The sequence below is a fragment of the Allopontixanthobacter sp. genome (assembly GCF_034376665.1).
In the GTDB taxonomy this organism is placed as follows: Bacteria; Pseudomonadota; Alphaproteobacteria; order Sphingomonadales; family Sphingomonadaceae; genus Allopontixanthobacter.
Genome location: NZ_JAXMJI010000029.1, coordinates 1 through 20,967 on the forward strand (window position 1 = coordinate 1; position 20,967 = coordinate 20,967).

Sequence of the window (20,967 nt, forward strand, 5' to 3'; positions counted from 1 at the left end):
ACAGAAGCACGCCGTGGCGCAGGCTTCGGCCGAACTGAACGCTGACGGATCGTTTGTGGAAGAACTGGTTTCGGCGCGGGAAAGCGGCGAATTCGTAATGCTGCCCAACGACCAGATCACGCTGATGGACGTTTCGCCCAAGCAGCTGGTGTCGGTCGCAGCATCGCTCATTCCGTTCCTGGAAAACGATGACGCCAACCGCGCCTTGATGGGCTCCAACATGCAGCGTCAGGCTGTGCCTCTGGTGCAAGCCGAAGCACCGTTTGTCGGCACCGGCATGGAAGAAACCGTCGCCCGCGATTCGGGTGCGGCTATTTCGGCGGTTCGCGGCGGGATCGTCGATCAGGTGGATGCCACCAGAATCGTGATCCGCGCTGTCGGTGATGTCGAACCCGGCCAGTCCGGCGTCGATATCTATACGCTGCAGAAATTCCAGCGTTCCAACCAGAACACCTGCATCAACCAGCGTCCGCTGGTGAAGGTGAACGATGTGATCGAACCCGGCGATATCATTGCCGATGGTCCGTCGACCGATCTGGGCGAACTGGCGCTGGGCCGTAACAGCCTCGTCGCCTTCATGCCGTGGAATGGCTACAATTATGAAGACAGTATCCTGATCTCCGAACGCATCGTGAAGGACGATGTGTTCACCTCGATCCACATCGAGGAATTCGAGGTCATGGCCCGCGATACCAAGCTTGGACCTGAAGACATCACCCGCGACATTCCCAACGTCGGCGAGGAAGCCCTGCGCAGCCTCGACGAAGCCGGGATTGTCTATATCGGTGCCGAAGTGCATCCGGGCGATATCCTGGTCGGCAAGATCACCCCGAAGGGCGAAAGCCCGATGACTCCGGAAGAAAAGCTCCTCCGCGCCATCTTCGGTGAAAAGGCGTCCGACGTGCGCGATACATCGCTGCGCCTGCCGCCAGGTGTTGCCGGTACCGTGGTCGAAGTCCGCGTGTTCAACCGCCACGGCATCGAGATCGATGACCGTACGCGCGCGATCCAGAACGAGGAAATCGAGCGTCTGCGCAAGGACAGCGAAGACGAACGCGCCATTCTCAACCGGGCAACCTACAACCGCCTGCGCGAAATGCTCCTCGGCCAGACTGCTTCCGCTGCGCCGAAGGGTATCAAGAAGGGTGTCGTGATCGACGAGGCGCTGCTGGACGATCTCGAAAAATTCGAATGGTTCAAATTCGCTGTCGCCGACGATGGCCGCCAGATGCAGATCGAAGCGGTCAAGTCGCAATATGATGATGCCGTGAAGATCATCCAGGACAAGTTCGACGACCGGAAGGAAAAGCTGGAACGGGGCGATGAACTCGCGCCGGGCGTGCTCAAGATGGTCAAGGTGTTCGTGGCGGTGAAGCGCAAGCTGCAGCCGGGCGACAAGATGGCCGGCCGTCACGGCAACAAGGGCGTGATCAGCCGCATCCTGCCGGCCGAAGACATGCCGTTCCTCGAAGACGGTACGCCGGTCGATGTGGTGCTCAACCCGCTGGGTGTGCCGTCACGGATGAACGTCGGGCAGATCTTCGAAACCCATCTGGGTATGGCCGCACGCGGTCTGGGGCAGCAGGTTACTGCGGCGCTGGAAGAATGGCGCGCGGCGAACCCCGATGTCGGCGAAGACTACGAAGGGGTAAACCCTCCGGCAGTCGTCGTCGAAACGCTCAAGCATGTGTACGGCGAACAGTACCACGCCGAACTGGAAAGCCGTTCGACGGGCGATATCATCGAACTGGCGGGCAACCTCCAGAACGGGGTACCGATGGGTACGCCGGTGTTCGATGGCGCACGCGAAGCGGACGTCACCGAAATGCTGCATCTGGCAAATCTGCCGGGTTCGGGCCAGGTAACGCTGTTCGATGGCCGCACGGGCGAGGCGTTCGACCGCCAGGTTACCGTGGGCTATATCTACATGCTGAAGCTGCACCACTTGGTCGACGACAAGATCCACGCCCGTTCGATCGGACCCTACAGCCTCGTCACCCAGCAGCCGCTGGGCGGTAAGGCGCAGTTCGGCGGACAGCGCTTTGGTGAAATGGAGGTCTGGGCGCTCCAGGCCTACGGCGCGGCCTACACGCTGCAGGAAATGCTCACCGTGAAGTCCGATGACGTGATCGGCCGGACCAAGGTTTACGAAGCAATCGTCAAGGGTGACGACACCTTCGAAGCCGGCATTCCGGAAAGCTTCAACGTGCTGGTGAAGGAAATGCGCAGCCTCGGCCTTAACGTCGAATTGTCTTCGATCGATACCGGCGAAGACGATGACGGCGCGATGCAGATAGCGGCGGAATAGGGTAACGGGCGGCGCGTCAGAACGCCGCCAAATCCCGGCTCCACCAGGAATTTTCACCCGACTAGGGATGACCAGAATGAACGACCTGACAAAATTCACCAACCAGCTCGCAAAGCCGGAAACTTTCGACCAGATCCAGATCGGGATCGCCAGTCCCGAACGCATCCGTTCGTGGTCCTTCGGCGAGATCAAGAAGCCGGAAACCATCAATTACCGCACGTTCAAGCCTGAACGTGACGGGTTGTTCTGTGCGCGCATCTTCGGTCCGGTAAAGGATTACGAATGCCTGTGCGGCAAGTACAAGCGGATGAAGTACAAGGGCGTCGTTTGCGAAAAATGCGGCGTCGAAGTGACCGTGACCAAGGTCCGCCGCGAGCGGATGGGCCATATCGAACTGGCCGCGCCGGTTGCGGATGTCTGGTTCCTGAAATCGCTCCCGAGCCGGATCGGCCTGCTGCTCGATATGCAGTTGAAGCAGCTTGAGCGGGTCCTGTATTTCGAAAGCTACATCGTCACCGAACCCGGCCTGACGCCGCTGGAAAAATTCCAGCTGCTGACCGAAGACGAAATGCTCGAAGCGCAGGACGAATACGGCGAAGACGCCTTCACCGCCGATATTGGCGCTGCCGCGGTCAAGACCATGCTGATGGATCTCGACCTGGTGCAGGAACGCGATGATCTGATGGAGGAGCTGCGGGTTACCAAATCCACGCTCAAGCCCAAGAAGATCATCAAGCGCCTCAAGGTCGTCGAAAGCTTCATCGATTCGGGCAACCGCCCCGAATGGATGATCCTCGAAGTCGTGCCGGTCATTCCGCCCGAATTGCGCCCGCTGGTGCCTTTGGACGGCGGCCGGTTCGCGACGTCCGATCTCAACGATCTCTACCGCCGGGTCATCAACCGCAACAACCGGTTGAAGCGCCTGATTGAACTGCGCGCGCCGGACATCATCGTTCGCAATGAAAAGCGGATGCTGCAGGAATCGGTCGATGCGCTGTTCGACAACGGTCGCCGCGGCCGGGTGATCACGGGCGCCAACAAGCGTCCGCTGAAATCGCTGTCCGACATGCTCAAGGGCAAGCAGGGCCGCTTCCGCCAGAACCTTCTGGGTAAGCGCGTCGATTATTCGGGCCGTTCGGTGATCGTGACCGGTCCGGAACTGAAGCTGCACCAGTGCGGTCTGCCCAAGAAGATGGCGCTCGAACTGTTCAAGCCGTTCATCTATGCGCGGCTCGATGCCAAGGGTCTGTCGATGACCCTGAAGCAAGCGAAAAAGTGGGTCGAAAAGGAACGCAAGGAAGTCTGGGACATTCTGGACGAGGTGATCCGGGAACATCCGGTGATGCTCAACCGCGCGCCTACGCTTCACCGTCTGGGCATCCAGGCGTTCGAACCGGTGTTGATCGAAGGCAAGGCCATCCAGCTTCACCCGCTGGTCTGCTCCGCCTTCAACGCCGACTTCGACGGTGACCAGATGGCGGTCCACGTGCCGCTCAGCCTCGAAGCGCAGCTGGAAGCGCGCGTGCTGATGATGTCGACCAACAACATCCTCTCGCCCGCCAACGGCAAGCCGATCATCGTTCCCTCGCAGGACATGGTGCTGGGCATCTATTACCTGTCGATGGACCGCGCAGGCGAACCGGGCGAAGGCATGATGCTGTCCGACATGGCCGAGGTGCATCAGGCGCTGCATATCGGTGCGGTGACCCTGCACTCGAAGATCGTGACCCGCGTTCCGCAGGCCGACGAAAAGGGCAAGATCGCGCTCAAGCGGTTCGAAACCACCCCTGGCCGGATGCTGATCGGTGAATGCCTGCCAAAGAACCACAAGGTTCCCTTCGACATCGTCAACCGTCTTCTGACGAAGAAGGAAATCGGCGACGTGATCGATCAGGTCTATCGCCACACCGGCCAGAAGGACACGGTGCTGTTTGCCGACGCGATCATGACGCTGGGCTTCCGCCACGCATTCAAAGCCGGCATCTCCTTCGGCAAGGATGACATGATCATTCCCGATTCGAAGGAAGGCATGGTCGCGACGACCAAGGCGCTCGTGGCCGACTACGAACAGCAATATCAGGACGGCCTGATCACCCAGCAGGAAAAATACAACAAGGTGATCGACGCCTGGAGCCGATGCGGTGACCAGGTGGCGGACGCCATGATGGACGAGATCAAGGCACGCCCGGTCGATGAAAACGGCCGCGAAGCCCAGATCAACTCGATCTACATGATGAGCCATTCGGGCGCGCGTGGTTCGCCGGCGCAGATGAAGCAGCTCGCCGGTATGCGCGGGTTGATGGCCAAGCCTTCGGGCGAAATCATCGAAACGCCAATCATCTCGAACTTCAAGGAAGGCTTGACCGTTCTTGAATATTTCAACTCCACCCACGGCGCCCGCAAGGGTCTCGCGGATACGGCGTTGAAGACGGCGAACTCGGGTTACCTGACCCGCCGCCTGGTCGACGTGTCGCAGGACTGCGTCATCGTGATGGAAGACTGCAAGACCGAGAACATGCTGGAAATGCGTGCGATCGTTCAGGGCGGTTCGGTTATCGCTACCCTTGGTGAGCGTATTCTTGGCCGGACCACCGCGGAAGATCTGATCAACGCCAAGACCGAGGAAGTCATCGTCAAGTCCGGCACCCTGCTGGACGAAGCGATGGTGGCGGAAATCGAAGCGGCTGAAGTGCAGTCCGCCAAGATCCGTTCGCCGCTGGTCTGCGAAGCCGATCAGGGCGTCTGCGGCAAGTGCTACGGGCGCGATCTCGCCCGCGGCACGCCGGTCAACATCGGTGAAGCTGTTGGCGTTATCGCCGCGCAGTCGATCGGTGAACCGGGCACCCAGCTGACCATGCGTACCTTCCACATTGGCGGGGCCGCGCAGATCAACGAAACCAGCCATCTCGAAGCGATTTCGGACGGCAAGATCGAATATCGCGACATGCCCACCATCACGGACAAGAAGGGGCGCCTGCTCTCTCTCGCCCGCACCGGTGAGCTGGCGGTGATCGATGCCGAAGGCCGTGAACGCGAAATTCACAAGGTGCCTTACGGTACCGTGCTGATGCAGAAAGACGGCGCGAAGGTGAAGGAGGGCGACCGGATTGCCGAATGGGATCCGTTCACCCTGCCGATCATCACCGAACAATCGGGTATCGTCCGCTTCCAGGATCTTGTCGATGGCAAGACGATGGAAGAACGCGTCGACGAAGCGACGGGTATTGCCCAGCGCGTCGTGGTGGAAGACCGTTCCGCCAACCGGAAGAAGAAGGAGGATCTGCGTCCTCGTCTGACTCTGCTCGGCGAAGGTCAGAGCCTGGACGACGAAGGCGAAACCGAGGCGCAGCGCTATATGCTCGCTCCGGGCACCTCGCTTTCGGTCGAGGACGGCCAGCAGGTATCAGCGGGCGACATTCTCGCCCGTGCCAGCCGCGAAGCCGCCAACACACGTGACAACACCGGCGGTCTGCCGCGCGTGGCCGAATTGTTCGAAGCCCGTATTCCGAAAGACAATGCGATCATTGCCAAGATTTCCGGCCGGATCGAATTCGTTCGCGAATACAAGGCCAAGCGCAAGATCGCGATCATCCCGGAAGAAGGGGATCCAGTCGAATATCTGATCCCCAAGACCAAAGTGATCGACGTGCAGGAAGGCGACTTCGTCAAGAAGGGCGACACGCTGATTTCGGGCAGTCCGAACCCGCACGACATTCTCGACGTGCTGGGCATCGAGCCACTGGCCGAATATCTCGTCAACGAAATCCAGGAAGTCTACCGGCTTCAGGGCGTGAAGATCAACGACAAGCACATCGAGACGATCGTTCGTCAGATGCTGCAGAAGGTTGAAATCACCGATGGCGGCGATACCACTTTGCTTGCCGGCGAACAGATCGACCGGGAAGAAATGGAAGAATACAACGCCAAGCTCGACAAGAAGGGCAAGCGCGCGGAAGGCAAGCCGATCCTGCTTGGGATCACCAAGGCTTCGCTCCAGACGCGCAGCTTCATCTCGGCGGCGTCCTTCCAGGAAACGACCCGCGTGCTGACGCAGGCTTCGGTCGAAGGCAAGAAGGATTCGCTGATCGGCCTGAAGGAAAACGTCATCGTTGGCCGCCTGATCCCGGCGGGTACCGGTGCCGGCATGAACCGGATGCGCGTCACCGCCAACAGCCGTGACGCGGCCATCCGCGCATCATGGAAGAAGGCACAGGAAGCGATCATCGCTGCCAACACCGCGGAAGAAGAGCACAAAGCGGAACTCGCGCAGGGCCCCGAAGCCGCAATCGGTGACGATCCGCTGGCAACGGTCGAGGGCGAAACCCACGGCACCGATGCGGACGCCGGCGACTACCTGAACGAAGAGGCAGCGGACGGCGACAAGACGGAATAAATCCTTCGCCTGAAGTCATACAAAAAGCCCCGCCGGAGCGATCCGGCGGGGTTTTTTGTTCGAGATAAAATATGGAGACTCCGCGGAAGGCCGGCAGTCGCTGGGTACCCTCAACGATAAGCCATCCGCTCCAATGCGCCGAATGCCGCCAGTGCCCCCGGATCGCCGAAAGGCGCTAGCTGGCTCATGAACACCCCGGCTACTCCGGCGGCAGGGTCGATCCAATAGTAGCTATTGAAGATTCCTGCCCAGCACAGGCTGCCGGCGGAGCGGCCGCCTTCGATGGCTTCCGGATTGATCAGGAAACCCAGGCCCCAGCCGGTGTGCTGGTCGGGGAAGGTGTCGTAAGGCGCGGCAAAGTCCGGCATGGCGGTGGGCATCGCTCCGGCGCGGATGGCCCCGACCTGATTGCGGCACATCTCGGCGACCGTTTCGGGTTGCAGCAAGTGGTGTCCGTCCAGTTCTCCGCCGCGCAGCATCATTTGCAGGAAGCGGGCGTAATCCGCGGCGGTGGAGGTCAATCCGCCGCCCCCGCCGTGGAATTCGCCTCCGCCGAGATAGAGCGGGCTCAGCACGAACCCGCCATCCCCGCTGCGCATATGGACCCGGGCCGCACCCTCAGGGAGCGAATCGCGGAACGCGGTGTTGACCATCCCCAACGGCGTGAAGACGTGGGTCTGCAGATATGTCTGCAAATCGGTGCCGGTCACCGCCTCGATCGCCAGCCCGGCCCAATCGGTCGAGACCCCGTAAGCCCAATCCTCTCCGGGATCGAACAGTAGCGGCATGGTGATGCTCGCCCGGGATCCGGGTGCGGGGATGCCCGCGGCCCGGAAATACCGGAGCACTTCCGGCTGAACGAAGGCATAGCCAAGTCCCGAGGTGTGAGTCAGCAGATGCCGCAAGGTGATCGGCCCTGCCGCCGGACGAAGCATCGGTGTGCCGTCGCCGGAAAAGCCGGTCAGCACCTGCGGATCGGCCAGTTCGGGCAGTAGCGGGGCGATCGGAGCATCGAGCTCGATCCGGCCCGCCTCCACCAATTGCATTACCCCCACCGAGACCAAAGCCTTGGTCATCGAGGCGATCTGGCAGATCGTATCGGCCTCCATCGGTACCCCGGCGACGGCATCGGCGAAGCCAAAGCTGCGGCGGTAACGCACCGAATCGCGGTCGACAATCAGGCACGCTGCGCCTGGCAGCCGGGCTTCGGTAATGGCCTGCGAGAGCCCGGTATCGTTCATCATGGCCGCCACGATAGCTGGCCAGACCGGGTAATCCAGCGGAATTCGCGAGCAATCTGTTTCGGATCGAAGCGAAGACGGGTAGGATCTCCACCCGTATAGCAATGGGTGAAGGACCGACCCCGTCATGCGTATCCTTGCGTTCCTCATTCTCGCAGCCTCAACGGCCTGCGCGCCCGCCGCGACCGAGACTGCCGAGCCTACCGAGTCCGTCTCCATGGCGACCGACGATTTGATCACGGAGCCCGCGGCTCTGCTCGGCGAATACCGCGTCGCGGGGGTGGACGGAAAAGACATCAACCTGCCGCACGGGATCTCCGCCTCGATTTCGGCGGAGGAGATCGCGGTCCTCTCGCAATGCGTCCGGTTCAAATGGGCCTATACGCTTGCCGGTGGAGGGTTCGCCGCGAGCCGCGTTCCAACAGTGAGCTGCCAGCGCGGGCTCTTTCCGGAAGAAGAAGCCATTTCCCGCGCGTTCGACCGGGCAGTGCAGGTGCGGGGGACACCGGCCAACGGCATCGAGTTTTCGGGCGAAGGGCATTCAGTCACACTCTTCTCGCAATAATTCGCTCGAAACGCTAAGCGGCGGGGCATGACCACGATCACCCGTTTCGCCCCTTCGCCCACTGGCAATTTGCACGTCGGCAACATCCGCACGGCGCTGCATAATTGGTTCCTGGCTCGCAAGGCCGGGGGCAAGTTTATGCTGCGGATCGACGATACCGACGCGGAACGCAGCCGTGAGGAATTTGTCGAGGGAATCCGAGCCGATCTGGCGTGGCTCGGCCTGGATGTGGACGGGGAGGAACGCCAGTCCGCCCGCCTGTCCCATTACGAAGCGGCGTTTGAAGCCCTGAAGGCCGCCGGGCGAATCTATCCGGCCTATGAAACGGCGCAGGAACTGGATCTCAAACGCAAGGTCCAGCTTGGCCGCGGCTTGCCGCCGATTTACGACCGCTCCGCCTTGCAATTGACCGAGGCCGATCACGCGGCAAAGGCTGCGGAAGGGACCGCGCCGCATTGGCGGTTCCTGCTCGACCACGACAGTCCGATTGCCTGGGATGATGGGGTTCGCGGGCCGCAGAAATTCGATGCCGCCAGTCTGTCCGATCCGGTGATCCGCCGCGCCGATGGATCGTGGCTGTATATGCTGCCCAGCGCGGTCGACGATATCGAAATGGGTATTACCGATGTCCTCCGGGGCGAGGACCACGTTTCCAACACCGCGGTCCAGGTCCAGATGTTCGAAGCGCTGGACGCCGCTCCGCCGCGCTTTGCGCATGAAGCGCTGCTGATGGGCAAGGAGGGTAAATTGTCGAAGCGGCTGGGGTCGCTCGGCTGCGACAGCTTCAGGGAACGTGGGATCGAGCCGGAAGCCATCGTCGCGCTGCTGGCGCGGCTGGGAACCTCGCAGCCGGTCGAACCGATTGCGGATCGGCAGGCACTGGTCGACAGTTTCGACCTCGGCACATTCGGGCGCGCGCCGGCCAAATTCGACGATGCCGATCTCGACCGGGTCAACACCGCGATCGTTCACCAGATGGAATATGCCGCGGTGAAGGACCGCTTGCCGGAAGGAATGGACGAAGCGGCCTGGCACGCGGTCCGGCCCAATCTGGCAGTCGTTGCGGATGCCGCGGAATGGTGGCGGATCGTCATCGGACCGATCGAACTGCCGGAATTTTCGGATGAAGACCGCGCCTATCTGGCGCAGGCGGCGGCGGCGCTCGATTTTACCGCCGCAGACCCGTGGCACGCACTTACCGGTACTCTCAAGCAGACCACCGGCCGCAAGGGCAAGCCGCTGTTCCTGCCGCTACGGCAAGCGCTGACGGGCATGGACCACGGCCCCGACATGGCCGAATTGCTGCTGGTGCTGGGCGAGGACACCGCTCGCCGCAGGATGGAACGGGCGGCGGGTTGAATCACGACATTCAGCCGTTTCGGCCAATAAAAAACGGGGCCGAAGCCCCGTTTTCCAATTCAACAGTTCAGATCAGGCTTATGCGCTGATCGGCTCGTCATCATCGCTGTCGATTGCCGTGAGAGCGATAAATGCAGCCAGAATACCTACGGCCAGAAGGCCAAGGATGCCATTACTACCGCCGAGTTCGCTTTCGCTGGTGACCGGTGCCGAAGCACGGGCAGTGTCGGCGGCCGAAACGGCGGGTGCTGCTGCAAGCGAAACGGCCGCGGCGGCCAGAAACAGATTTCGAATTTTCATAGAAGCGACTCTTGATACTGGAAGGGACACTGCTGTTAGCCTGGTAATCGAGCAATAGCAACACGATATGGCAAAGAGTTCGAAAAATCGGCTCGGCCGCCCGGATCGTGGGACGGTCTGCAATTATTCCGGATTCTGCGAAGGACTTCCCTGCCACCCGCCTAAAACTGGTGTTCAAGGAATATCTTGACCCCGAGCCCGATCAGAATCAGTCCGCCCAGGACCTCAGCCCATTTGCCCAGCTTTTCACCGGCTAGCGCGCCCAGGTACACGCCGGGATAGGTCAGAACAGCAGTGGTCAAACCGATCACCGCGCAGGCCGCCGCGATCGGAATTCCAAAGGTAGGCAAGGTAACCCCGGCGACGGCGGCATCGACGCTGGTTGCCGCTGCTGCCGCCAGCAGCGGCCAGAGCGTGAGCTGCGTGATCGCCGCGTCCGGATCACGGTTCAACGCTTCGCGGATCATCCTGAGGCCGAGAATTCCCAGCAGAACCAGGGCAATCCAGTGGTCCAGCACTTCGATATTTTCCCCGAAAGCAGTCCCCAGACCCCACCCGAACACGGGCATGATCGCTTGCGCCAGTCCGAAAGCCAGGCTCATTCGCAAGGCCGCGGCGCGATTGGGGCGGCATGATGCACCCTGCGCAACCGCAGCGGCAAAGGCATCCATCGCCAGGCCAAACGAAAGCAGCAGAAGAGATAGTGAAATCACGAGTATATCCGGAAATCAGCTATTGCCGGCTTAGCCCTTGTGCCGTTCCAACTCGTCGCCCGCCAGCGTCACCACATGCAGCAGGTTGGTGCTGCCCGGGGTTCCGAACGGCACGCCGGCCAGCGCGATCATCTTGCTGCCCGCCTTGCCGAAGCCGTGCCGCAAGGCCATGCGCTTGCCCTTGGCGATCATCTCTTCGAAGCTGCCGATGTCCTTGGTGATGACCGGATGCGCGCCCCACAACAGCGCGACGCGGCGGGCGGTGCGGTTCGACGGGGTCAGCACCAGCATCGGCACCGAAGGCCGTTCGCGCGCGACCCGGCGGGCGGTCGAACCGGAGCCGGTGAACACGGTAATGGCAGAGACCAGCACGGTGTCGGCGATGGTCATGCAGGCGTGGCTGAGCGCGTCAGCCGTCGTCGCATCGGGAGGCGTGTCGAGGAACCGGACGCGCGCCAGATAGCTGTCGTCGCGTTCCACCTGCACCGCGATCCGGTCCATGATAGTGACCGCTTCTTCGGGCCATTCGCCCGCGGCGGTTTCGGCGGACAGCATCACCGCGTCGGCGCCGTCATAGACCGCGTTGGCCACGTCCGACACTTCGGCCCGGGTCGGTGCCGGGCTTTCGATCATGCTTTCCAGCATTTGCGTTGCGACGATCACCGGCTTGCCCAGCATCCGCGCCTTGTTGACGATTTTCTTCTGCAGCGGCGGCACTTCCTCGGGCAGCAGTTCGACACCGAGATCGCCGCGCGCGACCATTACCCCGTCACACATCTCGAGAATTTCGTCGAGCCGGCGGATGGCCATCGGCTTTTCGATCTTGGCGCATAGCGCGCCGTACCCGCCCATCAGCTTGCGCGCTTCGGCCAGATCTTCCGGGCGCTGGACGAAGCTGAGGCCGATCCAGTCGGCCCCTTGCTGTACGGCGAAGGCGAGGTCGCGGCGGTCCTTTTCGGTTAGCGCCGGAATAGGGATTTCCGCATCGGGCACATTCACGCCCTTGCGATCCGAAATCACTCCGCCAACGACCGCGGAACAGAGGATCTCGTTTTCGTCCGCGCGGATCACCTTCAGCTGGATCTTGCCGTCATTGATCAGCAGGCGCTGTCCTTTTTCGAGCAGGCCGAACAATTCGGGATGCGGCAGTTCGACGCGGGTCTCGTCGCCGGGTTCGGGGTTACGGTCGAGCGTGAAATGGCCCGAATGGCGGATTACGGCCCGCCCATCCTTGAATTTGCCGACCCTGAGCTTCGGCCCCTGCAGGTCGCAGAAAATCGCGATCGGGCGGCTGAATTCCTTTTCCATCTCGCGGATCGCGGCAATGGTCGCGGCGTGGACCGCGTGTTCACCGTGGCTCATGTTGACGCGGAACGCATCGACCCCCGCTCTGAACAGTTTGCGGAGCATTTCGGGGGAGCTGCTGGCCGGTCCGACTGTTGCGAGGATCTTGACCTTGCGTCCGCGGGGGGCGAGTTTGTGCGATGGAGATTTTGCCATGTCTACCGCCTATGCCAAAGCCGCATGACAGCACAAGGACGATGATGATGGATACGAATTCAAACAGCAGCCTGGACAGACTCCCTGATGCCGTGGCGGCCGAGGCTTTCCGGCGGCTGGTACGCCATCTTCAGCACCGCCACGATGCACAGAATATCGATCTGATGGGCCTGTCAGGATTTTGCCGCAACTGTCTTGCGGACTGGATCGTGGACGCCGGTTTCGAAGGCGACAAGGCGGCTGCGCGGGAGGTGATCCACGGAATGCCGGCGGACGAATGGAAGGCGAAGCACCAGTCCACTGCAACCGAACAGCAGCTCGCCCGCATGGCGCAGAGCGTCGCGAAGAACAGCGAATAGGGAAAACCCCGGCTGGCCGCTTCACCGCGCGGTCCGGCCTCGCTACTACGCGCTTCGACTGATTCTCACACCATCTGGAGCTACACCATGGCTGAAGCCACCGACGACCGTCTGCGCCTGCTGATCGAACGCATCGAGCGGCTGGAAGAAGAAAAGAAGGGCATCGCCGACGATATTCGCGATGTCTACAGCGAAGCCAAGGCGGTCGGCTATGATCCCAAGATCATGCGACAGGTGGTGCGCCTGCGCAAAATGAAGCCCGACGATCGCAGCGAGATGGAAACGATCCTCGACGTCTATAAATCAGCGCTTGGCCTCGCCTGATCGGGCGCTAATCTGGGGTTCGACCAGACAGGAGAGCAAGATCATGGCCGGACCCTGGAAAGATGCCCGCGGCATCACCGTCACTACCACGCCCACACTGGAGGGGCGGCCGATCAAGGAGTATCTCGGGATCGTGACCGGCGAGGTTATCGTCGGCGCGAACCTGTTCCGCGACCTGTTTGCAAACATCCGCGACATCGTGGGTGGTCGTTCCGGATCGTATGAACGGATCCTGCGCGACGCGCGCGAACAGGCGATCGAGGAAATTCAGGCCGAATGCGGCGCGCTGGGCGGCAACGCGGTCGTCGGCGTGGATCTCGATTACGAGGTCATTGGCGACAAGGGATCGATGCTGATGGTCAGCGCCAGCGGGACTGCGGTCAAGGTCTGACCGAGATTGCCCGGGGCCGCGCCATTCGCTAGGGAGCCGGCACAACTCAACCGATAATTGCAGGCGATCAATGGCAGGCCATTCCAAATTCAAGAATATCATGCACCGCAAGGGCGCGCAGGATAAAAAGCGCTCGGCGATGTTTTCCAAGCTCAGCCGCGAGATTACCGTCGCGGCGAAAATGGGCACACCCGATGTCGACATGAACCCCCGGCTGCGGCTGGCGGTCAACAGCGCCAAGGCGCAGTCGATGCCCAAGGACAATATCCAGCGCGCCATCGACAAGGCCTCCGCCAATGAAGGCGACGATTACGAGGAAGTCCGCTACGAAGGCTACGGCCCCGGCGGCAGCGCGATCATCGTCGAGGCACTGACCGACAACCGCAACCGCACCGCCACCAATGTGCGCACCGCCTTTTCGAAGCATGGCGGCAATCTTGGCGCAACCGGATCGGTGTCGCACGGTTTCGAACGGCTGGGTCTGATCGTCTATCCCGCAAGCGCGGGCAGCGAAGACAAGATGCTGGAAGCCGCGATGGAAGCCGGCGCGGAGGATATCCAGTCGGGCGCGGAAGAACACGAAATCTGGACCGCCGCGGACGATCTGCACGAAGTGGCCGGCGCGCTTGAAAAACTGCTCGGCGAAGCGGAGGCGGTCAAGCTGGCGTGGAAGCCGAACATCACCGTGGACATGGACGAAGCAGGCGCAGGCACGCTGTTCAAGCTGCTCGACGTGCTCGATGACGATGACGACGTCCAGACGGTGTGGGGCAATTACGAGATTTCGGACGAGATCATGGCCCGGCTGGACCAGGATTGATGTTTGCGCTTATCGCCAAGGCCTTGGTCGCCGGGGCGATGATCGTTGCGATTGCGGAGATTGGCAAACGGCTCCCGGCCACCGCGGCGCTGGTCGCGTCATTGCCGCTGGTGTCGATCCTCGGCATGATCCTGCTGTGGCATGAAAGGCCCGATGCGGAAAACATGGCGGTCCACGCCGGGGCGACCTTCTGGTATGTGCTGCCTTCGTTGCCGATGTTCCTGGTCATGCCTGTGATGCTGCGGGCGGGATTGCCGTTCTGGCTCTCGCTGACAGTCGGCTGCGCAGTAACCGTGGTGCTTTATTCGCTGATGGCGACATTCGGCCCGCGCTTTGGGCTGCGCCTCTGATGATCATTCCCCCATGCTGATCCTGGGCCTCGACCCGTCGCTGTCGTGCACCGGCTGGGGCGTGGTGCGCAGCGAAGGCAGCCGGCTAACGCATATTGCCAATGGTCAGATCCCGACCGATGCCAAGTCTCCGATGGCGCAGCGGCTGGCGGCGCTGCAGCAGGAATTGGCGCGCGTGATCGCGGAATATCGCCCGGACCGCGCCGCAGCGGAGGAAGTCTTCATCAACAAGAATCCGCAATCGACGCTGAAGCTCGCGCAGGCACGCGGGGCCGTTCTGGCAGCTTGCGGCACGGCAGGACTGGAGGTGTCCGAACATTCGGCACGGCTGGTGAAAAAGGCGGTCGTCGGCACCGGCGCGGCGGACAAGGTTCAGGTGCAGGCGATGCTCAAAGTGTTACTTCCGGGCGCGGAAATAGCGGGCGCAGATGCCGCCGATGCGCTGGCGGTTGCCATCGCCGACGCGCACCTTACTCGCACTTTTTAGAAGTTGCGGACGCTTAAGTCCGACTACGGCCTGAATCAGATGACGCCGAGAACCCTTAGCACGATAACGATGACGACGACGGTGACGACAGTTCCGATAATGCCTCGCATGTATTGATTCCTTTCGGCCGCCAACAATCGGCGTCTGCATAGGCACAACCGCCCTCCGGGTCAGATGTTCCCGGCAGGGCGGCAACGTATCAGGAACCTCGCGGGCCAAGAACCTGTTTGGCAATTTCGCGCGGCAACGCCTTACCGCCCTATCCTGAAGAAAAAGATGCAAATACCGAACGTCTGCTTCTGAGATACCTGTAGCAAGCAGGCATGGCCGCAAGGTCGTGGGGAGCTGACATTTGCAACCTTTTCCGTATCGTGGGCAAGAAGAGGCGCGTGCATTGAACCCCTGCCGGACCCCCCACGCACACCCGCGAAACACGCCTAGCGTTTTCGAGTGCGCCGCGTCGGGTTTCGGTTTAGCCTTCCTTATTAATCGACAGGGGAGAAAATGATGGGCGATAGATTGAACGGCAAGGTTGCTATCATCACCGGAGCAACGGGCGGAATTGGCGAGGCGACCGCTAGGCGGTTTCTCGATGAGGGCGCGCATGTGATGGTGACTGGCCGCAATCCCGAGAAGCTCGCAGAGATTGTGGAGCGCCTTGGGCCCAGCGACCGCCTCTCTCACTTCACCGCTGACGTTGTGGATGAGCAACAGACGAAAGCTTCCATTGACGCGACCGTGGAGCGATTTGGCTGCCTCGACATCGTCTTCGCAAATGCTGGCGTCGAAGGAGCAGTCCGGCCAATCGACGAGCAGACCCAAAAGGACTTGCTCGACGTCTTACAGCCGAACGTGATCGGTGTCTGGAACCTTTTGCATCACGCCATCCCCCATCTGAAGAAACGCGGTGGCGGCTCCATCTTGATCACGTCGTCTACGGCGGGGCTCACCGGTTTTCCGGGCGTTAGCGCCTATTGCGCCAGCAAGCATGCAGGTACCAAACAACCATGAGTATCAAAGTCTATGGAATCCCCAATTGCGACACCGTCAAGAAGGCACGCCGCTGGCTCGACGCGCGGGGGATCGCGTATGATTTTCACGACTACAAGAAAACGGGCGTGGACCCGGCGCGGCTGGAGGGCTGGGTCCGGGACAAGGGCTGGGAGGTGCTGCTCAACCAGCGCGGTACGACATACCGCAAGCTGGACGATGCGGACAAGGCGGGTCTCGACAGCCACAAGGCCGTAACCTTGATGGTGCAGCACCCCAGCATGATCAAACGCCCGGTGGTAGAATATGCGGGCGGATTGCTGGTCGGATTCCGGGAGGATGAATGGGACAAGGCGTTTTCCTGACACTGATGGCGGCAGCGGCGGCAATGATGCCCGCATCGGTCCATGCGCAATCCGGCGATCCGCTGATCATTGCGCACCGCGGCGCGAGCGGGGAGCGGCCCGAACATACGCTGGAGGCCTATGACCTCGCGATCGATCAGGGTGCGGATTATATCGAACCCGATCTGGTGGTCACGAAGGACGGGGTACTAGTCGCGCGGCACGAAAATGAGATTTCCGGCACCACCGATGTCGCGGCGCGGCCTGAATTCGCCGAGCGCAAGCGGACCAAGAGCATCGACGGGAACTCGGTCACCGGCTGGTTTGCGGAAGATTTCACGCTTGCCGAGCTCCGCACCCTGCGCGCGCGTGAGCGCCTGCCGCAAATCCGCCCCGCCAACGCCCGGTTCGATGGATTGTACCAGGTGCCGACATTTGCCGAGGTGATCGCCCTGGTCAGAGCGAGGGAAGCGCTGTCGGGGAAGCGGATCGGCCTGTACCCTGAACTGAAACATCCAGCCTTCCTGACGCAGGAAACCGGTATCGACACCGCCGCCTTGCTCGTTGAGGAACTGGACCGCGCCGGGCTGACGCCGGATGATCCGGTGTTCATCCAGAGCTTCGAGGTCGCGCCGCTTCGGCAATTGAATGCGTCGGGTGAGTGGAAGCTGGTGCTGCTGATGGCGCCGGAAGGCGGACCGGCAGATACGCCTTCCCTGAGCTATGCCGCCATGGCGAGACCGGCCGGCCTTGCCGAAGTGGCGCAATATGCCGATGCGATCGGTGTCGCAATTCCGATGGTGCTGAACGCAAATGGTTCGGCGACTTCACTGGTGGCAGACGCCCACGCGGCCGGGCTGCAGGTCCATGCGTGGACATTGCGCAAGGAGAATGCCTTCCTGCCGCCCGCCCTGCGATTTGGGGACGACCCGTCAGCCGCCGGAAATCTACCCGCCTTGTGGGCCTTGTTGAAGGGGGCGCAGGTGGACGGGGTGTTTACGGACGATCCCCTGCCGACAAGTCGTGCCAAATGCGACCTCTCTGTCCAATTACGCGAATAGAGCCATTACTGCCGGTGCCTTGCCGTCAGAATGTAATTCAGCGCCATATCGTCCGTCAGATGCAGGCCCTTTAGCGGGCCGAAGGCGATGCCGCGCATCTCGGTAACGTCCAAGTCGGCGGCATGAAGCAAATCACATAATTCATCCGGGGTGATGAAATCGTCCCATTGATGGGTGCCCTTAGGCACGAGGCCCACGGCTTCCGCGCCTTGAACCAGAAGAAGGCGCGAGGCAGCGGTGCGGTTGGGGGTGGACAGGATCATCAGCCCGCCAGGTGCCAAATGCCGGGCCAGCTGCGCGACAAAGCGCGGCTTGTCGGCGACGTGCTCGATTACTTCCATGCAGGTCACCAGGTCGAATTGGCCCAATCCGAGTTCACCGAGTTCACCCGCGCGGTAATCGACGGAAAGCCCTGAGCCCGCGGCGTGCGCCGAGGCCACAGCGACGTTCTCCGCCGCTGCATCGACACCCGTCACCGACGCACCGAGGCGTGCTAGCGGTTCGCACAGCAGCCCCGCCCCGCAGCCGACATCCAGCGCGGACTTGCCCGCCAGCGGACGGACACTCTCGATATCGCCTGCCCAATGCAGATCGATCGCTTGCCGGATAAAGCCGAGCCGGACCGGGTTCAGCCGGTGGAGCATGGCGGAGGAGCCCTTCGGATCCCACCACTCCCGCGCGAGCGCGCCGAAATGCGCCGCCTCAGCCGGCCGGATCGTTGCGGGGTCGGTAGTTGCCGCAGAAACCGGTTCAACACTTACAGTTGCATCGCTCATGCAGCACCCTTAACAGCCACCGACGACAGGTTCCAGCAGAGAGGCACAGCAGACATTGGCCCGGATCGTGATGAAATTCGGCGGCACATCCATGGCCGGCACGGAGCGTATCCGCCGGGTCGCGGGGATCGTGCGCCGCCAGCAAGCCGCCGGACACTCGGTCGCGGTGGTGGTCAGCGCGATGGCGGGCGAGACCGACCGGCTGGTCAATTTCTGCCGCGAGGCGAACCCGCTGTTCGATCCGGCGGAATATGACGTGGTGGTGGCCAGCGGCGAACAGGTCACCTCCGGATTGCTGGCGCTCACACTGCAATCGCTCGGCTGCAAGGCGCGCAGCTGGCTCGGCTGGCAGATGCCGATCAGCACGATCGAAGCCCATGCCAAGGCGCGCGTCGCCAATATCGACGCCGCCGAACTGATCGCCGCGATGGACGCAGGCGAGATTGCGGTTATTCCCGGGTTTCAGGGCGTGTCGGGCGCGGGCCGGATCACTACGCTGGGGCGTGGGGGATCGGACACTTCGGCGGTGGCCGTTGCGGCGGCAGTCGGCGCGGATCGGTGCGACATCTACACCGATGTCGACGGGGTCTATACCACCGACCCGCGGATCGTGGCCAAGGCGCGCAAGCTGAAGGCGGTGACCTATGAGGAAATGCTCGAACTGGCCTCGGTCGGGGCGAAGGTGCTCCAGACCCGGTCCGTCGGGCTGGCGATGAAGGAAGGCGTGCGGGTGCAGGTCCTGTCCTCCTTCATCGACGACGATGCGACGCCGGCCGATGATCTGCCCGGCACAATGATCGTCTCCGAAGCGGAGATGGAAAAACTTCTGGAGAACGGTGAAATGGAACGCCAGCACGTGACCGGCATTGCGCATGACAAGAACGAGGCAAAGATCATCCTGACCCGCGTTCCCGACAAGCCGGGCGCGGTGGCGCATATTTTCGAACCGCTTGCGGGCGCCTCGATCAACGTCGACATGATCATTCAGAACGTGGGCCGCGATAAGGGCGAGACCGACGTGACCTTCACCGTTCCGCTGACCGACCTCGCACGGGCGCAGGCCCTGCTGGAGGACCGGCGCGATTCCATCGGCTTCAACCGGATCATCACCGACAGCAAGATCGCCAAGATCAGCGTGGTCGGGGTAGGGATGAAGAGCCACGCCGGCGTCGCCAGCACCATGTTCCGCGCGCTCGCCGACCGCGGGATCAACATCCAGGCAATCACGACCTCCGAAATCAAGGTCAGCGTGATGATCGACGAGGACGAAACGGAACTTGCGGTACGCGTGCTGCACACCGCCTACGGACTGGATGCTCCGGATGAGGCGGCGTAAGCATTTTCCGGCGTCACAGACCCACCCCGCTGCGCTAGCTTCGCAAGGGCTCAGCAAGCTCCACTAGCCCCTCCCGTACGGGAGGGGTAACGAGACTTGGCAGCCGGCTGCCTAGTCGCAGCGGGGGTGGGTCTCCAACACTCGAAAGCAAGGAGCTTACCCATGTCCCACACCGCAAAAATCCTGCTTCTCGGCTCGGGCGAACTGGGGCGTGAATTCACTATTTCGGCCAAGCGGCTTGGCTGTCATGTGACGGCGTGTGACAGCTACGCCGGCGCGCCCGCGATGCAGATGGCGGATGCGTGCGAGGTGTTCTCGATGCTCGACGGTGACGCCTTGCGGACCGCGATTGCCCGGCACGCGCCCGACTTTGTTGTGCCGGAAGTGGAGGCGATCCGCACCGAGGTGCTGGCCGAACTGGAGGCGGAAGGGGTCAACATCGTGCCGTCGGCCCGTGCGGCGCAATTGACCATGAACCGCGATGCGATCCGCGACGTGGCGGCGCAGGAACTGGGGCTCACGACCTCGCGCTACCGCTATGCCGAGAGCCTGACGGAAGTACTGGCGGGCGCGGATTTCACCGGGCTGCCCTGCGTGATCAAGCCGGTCATGTCCTCCAGCGGCAAGGGGCAAAGCACCGTGCGCAGCGCAGGGGAACTCGAGGCGGCGTGGGACTATGCGCGCGCCAATATGCGCGGCGACCGGGCGCGAGTGATCGTCGAACAATTCGTCGATTTCGATTACGAGATCACCCTGCTGACCGTGCGCACCCGGGAGGGGGTGATCTTCTGCCCGCCGATCGGCCACCGGCAGGAACGCGGCGATTACCGGGAAAGCTGGCAGCCCGCCGCGATGTCCGAAGCCGCGATTGCCGCAGCGCAGGACATGGCGGCCAAGGTGGTTGATGATCTTGGAGGCTACGGCCTGTTCGGGGTCGAGTTCTTCGTCAAGGGCGATGAAGTGATCTTCTCCGAACTGTCGCCGCGCCCGCACGATACCGGGATGGTGACGCTGATATCGCAGAATTTGAGCGAGTTCGATCTGCACGCCCGCGCCATTCTCGGCTTGCCGATCCCAGCCCCGATCCGCGCGCGGCCCGCTGCCTCGGCAGTAATCCTGGCGGACCGGGACAGCGAGACCCTGACTTATGACGGGCTGGCAGAGGCCATGGCGGACGGTGCGGATATTCGAATTTTCGGCAAGCCGACCGCGCGGCCATACCGGCGGATGGGCGTCGCCCTGGCAGCGGCGGGGAACATCGATGACGCCCGGCGGATTGCTGCCGAGGCCGCAGGCAAGGTCCGCCTGATCTACGGCTGAAGAGCGGAATTCAAAAGAAAACCTCCCCGT

At 62.0% G+C, this 20,967-nt stretch carries 20 protein-coding genes; 15 read left to right on the forward strand and 5 right to left on the reverse strand.

Translation table 11 applies throughout. From position 1 onward, the window contains the following. Together rpoB and rpoC are read left to right on the forward strand one after the other, a co-directional pair. Nucleotides 1–2,308 (forward strand): DNA-directed RNA polymerase subunit beta (rpoB, locus tag U0988_RS02890; RefSeq protein WP_322291146.1); only part of this gene is annotated, 2,308 nt, incomplete at its 5' end. 76 nt (nucleotides 2,309–2,384) lie between these two features. Then, nucleotides 2,385–6,701 (forward strand): DNA-directed RNA polymerase subunit beta', encoded by a 4,317-nt coding sequence (gene rpoC / locus U0988_RS02895; protein ID WP_322291147.1) that lies wholly within the window; start codon nucleotides 2,385–2,387, stop codon nucleotides 6,699–6,701. 110 nt (nucleotides 6,702–6,811) lie between these two features. Here rpoC and U0988_RS02900 read toward each other — a convergent pair whose 3' ends face one another. Further along, nucleotides 6,812–7,945 (reverse strand): serine hydrolase domain-containing protein, encoded by a 1,134-nt coding sequence (locus tag U0988_RS02900; RefSeq protein ID WP_322291148.1) that lies wholly within the window; start codon nucleotides 7,943–7,945, stop codon nucleotides 6,812–6,814. 124 nt (nucleotides 7,946–8,069) lie between these two features. Between U0988_RS02900 and U0988_RS02905 the strand changes: the two genes are divergently transcribed. Together U0988_RS02905 and gltX are read left to right on the forward strand one after the other, a co-directional pair. Continuing rightward, nucleotides 8,070–8,507: a hypothetical protein gene (locus tag U0988_RS02905; protein WP_322291149.1), complete on the forward strand. Its 438-nt coding sequence runs from the start codon at nucleotides 8,070–8,072 to the stop codon at nucleotides 8,505–8,507. Nucleotides 8,508–8,534: 27 nt separating this feature from the next. Continuing rightward, nucleotides 8,535–9,866, forward strand: coding sequence for a glutamate--tRNA ligase (gltX, locus tag U0988_RS02910; RefSeq protein WP_322291150.1), 1,332 nt, complete (start codon nucleotides 8,535–8,537; stop codon nucleotides 9,864–9,866). A gap of 78 nt (nucleotides 9,867–9,944) precedes the next feature. On the opposite strand, the gene U0988_RS02915 is transcribed toward gltX, so the two are convergent. The 3 genes from U0988_RS02915 to pyk form a co-directional block, all read right to left on the reverse strand. Next, entirely contained in the window at nucleotides 9,945–10,166 is a 222-nt protein-coding gene (locus tag U0988_RS02915; RefSeq protein ID WP_322291151.1) for a hypothetical protein, read from the reverse strand. 161 nt (nucleotides 10,167–10,327) lie between these two features. After that, nucleotides 10,328–10,879, reverse strand: a complete 552-nt coding sequence (locus U0988_RS02920; protein WP_322291152.1) for a manganese efflux pump — start codon at nucleotides 10,877–10,879, stop codon at nucleotides 10,328–10,330. A gap of 30 nt (nucleotides 10,880–10,909) precedes the next feature. Then, nucleotides 10,910–12,379, reverse strand: a complete 1,470-nt coding sequence (gene pyk / locus U0988_RS02925) for a pyruvate kinase (RefSeq protein WP_322291153.1) — start codon at nucleotides 12,377–12,379, stop codon at nucleotides 10,910–10,912. 47 nt (nucleotides 12,380–12,426) lie between these two features. On the opposite strand from pyk, the gene U0988_RS02930 reads away from it, so the two are divergent. From U0988_RS02930 to U0988_RS02970, 9 genes are all read left to right on the forward strand, one after another. Then, nucleotides 12,427–12,738 carry a DUF1244 domain-containing protein gene (locus U0988_RS02930; protein WP_322291154.1) on the forward strand — a complete coding sequence of 104 codons (312 nt, stop codon included), beginning with the start codon at nucleotides 12,427–12,429 and terminating at the stop codon, nucleotides 12,736–12,738. Between the two features lie 87 nt (nucleotides 12,739–12,825). Beyond that, nucleotides 12,826–13,062, forward strand: coding sequence for a DUF2312 domain-containing protein (locus tag U0988_RS02935; RefSeq protein WP_322291155.1), 237 nt, complete (start codon nucleotides 12,826–12,828; stop codon nucleotides 13,060–13,062). Nucleotides 13,063–13,135: 73 nt separating this feature from the next. Next, the gene (locus tag U0988_RS02940; protein ID WP_322291176.1) at nucleotides 13,136–13,453 is read left to right on the forward strand and encodes a heavy metal-binding domain-containing protein; all 318 of its coding nucleotides are present in this window, start codon (nucleotides 13,136–13,138) and stop codon (nucleotides 13,451–13,453) included. A 70-nt stretch (nucleotides 13,454–13,523) separates the two neighbouring features. Further along, nucleotides 13,524–14,273 carry a YebC/PmpR family DNA-binding transcriptional regulator gene (locus U0988_RS02945; RefSeq protein WP_322291156.1) on the forward strand — a complete coding sequence of 250 codons (750 nt, stop codon included), beginning with the start codon at nucleotides 13,524–13,526 and terminating at the stop codon, nucleotides 14,271–14,273. Then, nucleotides 14,273–14,623 (forward strand): DUF3147 family protein, encoded by a 351-nt coding sequence (locus tag U0988_RS02950; protein ID WP_322291157.1) that lies wholly within the window; start codon nucleotides 14,273–14,275, stop codon nucleotides 14,621–14,623. The genes U0988_RS02945 and U0988_RS02950 overlap by 1 nt, the downstream gene beginning before the upstream one ends. Before the next feature lie 13 nt (nucleotides 14,624–14,636). Next, complete coding sequence (gene ruvC / locus U0988_RS02955) at nucleotides 14,637–15,110, forward strand: crossover junction endodeoxyribonuclease RuvC (RefSeq protein WP_322291158.1); 474 nt, start codon at nucleotides 14,637–14,639, stop codon at nucleotides 15,108–15,110. 504 nt (nucleotides 15,111–15,614) lie between these two features. Then, nucleotides 15,615–16,121 (forward strand): SDR family oxidoreductase, encoded by a 507-nt coding sequence (locus tag U0988_RS02960; RefSeq protein WP_322291159.1) that lies wholly within the window; start codon nucleotides 15,615–15,617, stop codon nucleotides 16,119–16,121. Further along, a complete protein-coding gene (locus U0988_RS02965; RefSeq protein ID WP_322291160.1) occupies nucleotides 16,118–16,465 on the forward strand; it encodes an ArsC family reductase in 348 nt (115 codons plus the stop codon). The genes U0988_RS02960 and U0988_RS02965 overlap by 4 nt, the downstream gene beginning before the upstream one ends. Further along, entirely contained in the window at nucleotides 16,444–17,505 is a 1,062-nt protein-coding gene (locus tag U0988_RS02970) for a glycerophosphodiester phosphodiesterase (RefSeq protein WP_416172353.1), read from the forward strand. The genes U0988_RS02965 and U0988_RS02970 overlap by 22 nt, the downstream gene beginning before the upstream one ends. Nucleotides 17,506–17,510: 5 nt before the next feature. Here U0988_RS02970 and ubiG read toward each other — a convergent pair whose 3' ends face one another. After that, entirely contained in the window at nucleotides 17,511–18,281 is a 771-nt protein-coding gene (gene ubiG, locus U0988_RS02975) for a bifunctional 2-polyprenyl-6-hydroxyphenol methylase/3-demethylubiquinol 3-O-methyltransferase UbiG (protein ID WP_322291161.1), read from the reverse strand. 55 nt (nucleotides 18,282–18,336) lie between these two features. Here ubiG and U0988_RS02980 point away from each other — a divergent pair, with 55 nt between their 5' ends. Continuing rightward, nucleotides 18,337–19,617 carry an aspartate kinase gene (locus U0988_RS02980; protein WP_322291162.1) on the forward strand — a complete coding sequence of 427 codons (1,281 nt, stop codon included), beginning with the start codon at nucleotides 18,337–18,339 and terminating at the stop codon, nucleotides 19,615–19,617. A 162-nt stretch (nucleotides 19,618–19,779) separates the two neighbouring features. Further along, nucleotides 19,780–20,937, forward strand: coding sequence for a formate-dependent phosphoribosylglycinamide formyltransferase (gene purT / locus U0988_RS02985; protein ID WP_322291163.1), 1,158 nt, complete (start codon nucleotides 19,780–19,782; stop codon nucleotides 20,935–20,937). Nucleotides 20,938–20,967: the final 30 nt, after the last annotated feature.

Bases quoted from the DNA above. Each gene is read 5' to 3' on its own strand.
- rpoC (WP_322291147.1), top strand. From the start codon at position 2,385: ATGAACGACCTGACAAAATTCACCAACCAGCTCGCAAAGCCGGAAACT.
- U0988_RS02900 (WP_322291148.1), bottom strand. From the start codon at position 7,945: ATGATGAACGATACCGGGCTCTCGCAGGCCATTACCGAAGCCCGGCTG.
- U0988_RS02905 (WP_322291149.1), top strand. From the start codon at position 8,070: ATGCGTATCCTTGCGTTCCTCATTCTCGCAGCCTCAACGGCCTGCGCG.
- gltX (WP_322291150.1), top strand. From the start codon at position 8,535: ATGACCACGATCACCCGTTTCGCCCCTTCGCCCACTGGCAATTTGCAC.
- U0988_RS02915 (WP_322291151.1), bottom strand. From the start codon at position 10,166: ATGAAAATTCGAAATCTGTTTCTGGCCGCCGCGGCCGTTTCGCTTGCA.
- pyk (WP_322291153.1), bottom strand. From the start codon at position 12,379: ATGGCAAAATCTCCATCGCACAAACTCGCCCCCCGCGGACGCAAGGTC.
- U0988_RS02930 (WP_322291154.1), top strand. From the start codon at position 12,427: ATGGATACGAATTCAAACAGCAGCCTGGACAGACTCCCTGATGCCGTG.
- U0988_RS02935 (WP_322291155.1), top strand. From the start codon at position 12,826: ATGGCTGAAGCCACCGACGACCGTCTGCGCCTGCTGATCGAACGCATC.
- U0988_RS02945 (WP_322291156.1), top strand. From the start codon at position 13,524: ATGGCAGGCCATTCCAAATTCAAGAATATCATGCACCGCAAGGGCGCG.
- U0988_RS02950 (WP_322291157.1), top strand. From the start codon at position 14,273: ATGTTTGCGCTTATCGCCAAGGCCTTGGTCGCCGGGGCGATGATCGTT.
- ruvC (WP_322291158.1), top strand. From the start codon at position 14,637: ATGCTGATCCTGGGCCTCGACCCGTCGCTGTCGTGCACCGGCTGGGGC.
- U0988_RS02960 (WP_322291159.1), top strand. From the start codon at position 15,615: ATGATGGGCGATAGATTGAACGGCAAGGTTGCTATCATCACCGGAGCA.
- U0988_RS02965 (WP_322291160.1), top strand. From the start codon at position 16,118: ATGAGTATCAAAGTCTATGGAATCCCCAATTGCGACACCGTCAAGAAG.
- U0988_RS02970 (WP_416172353.1), top strand. From the start codon at position 16,444: ATGGGACAAGGCGTTTTCCTGACACTGATGGCGGCAGCGGCGGCAATG.
- ubiG (WP_322291161.1), bottom strand. From the start codon at position 18,281: ATGAGCGATGCAACTGTAAGTGTTGAACCGGTTTCTGCGGCAACTACC.
- purT (WP_322291163.1), top strand. From the start codon at position 19,780: ATGTCCCACACCGCAAAAATCCTGCTTCTCGGCTCGGGCGAACTGGGG.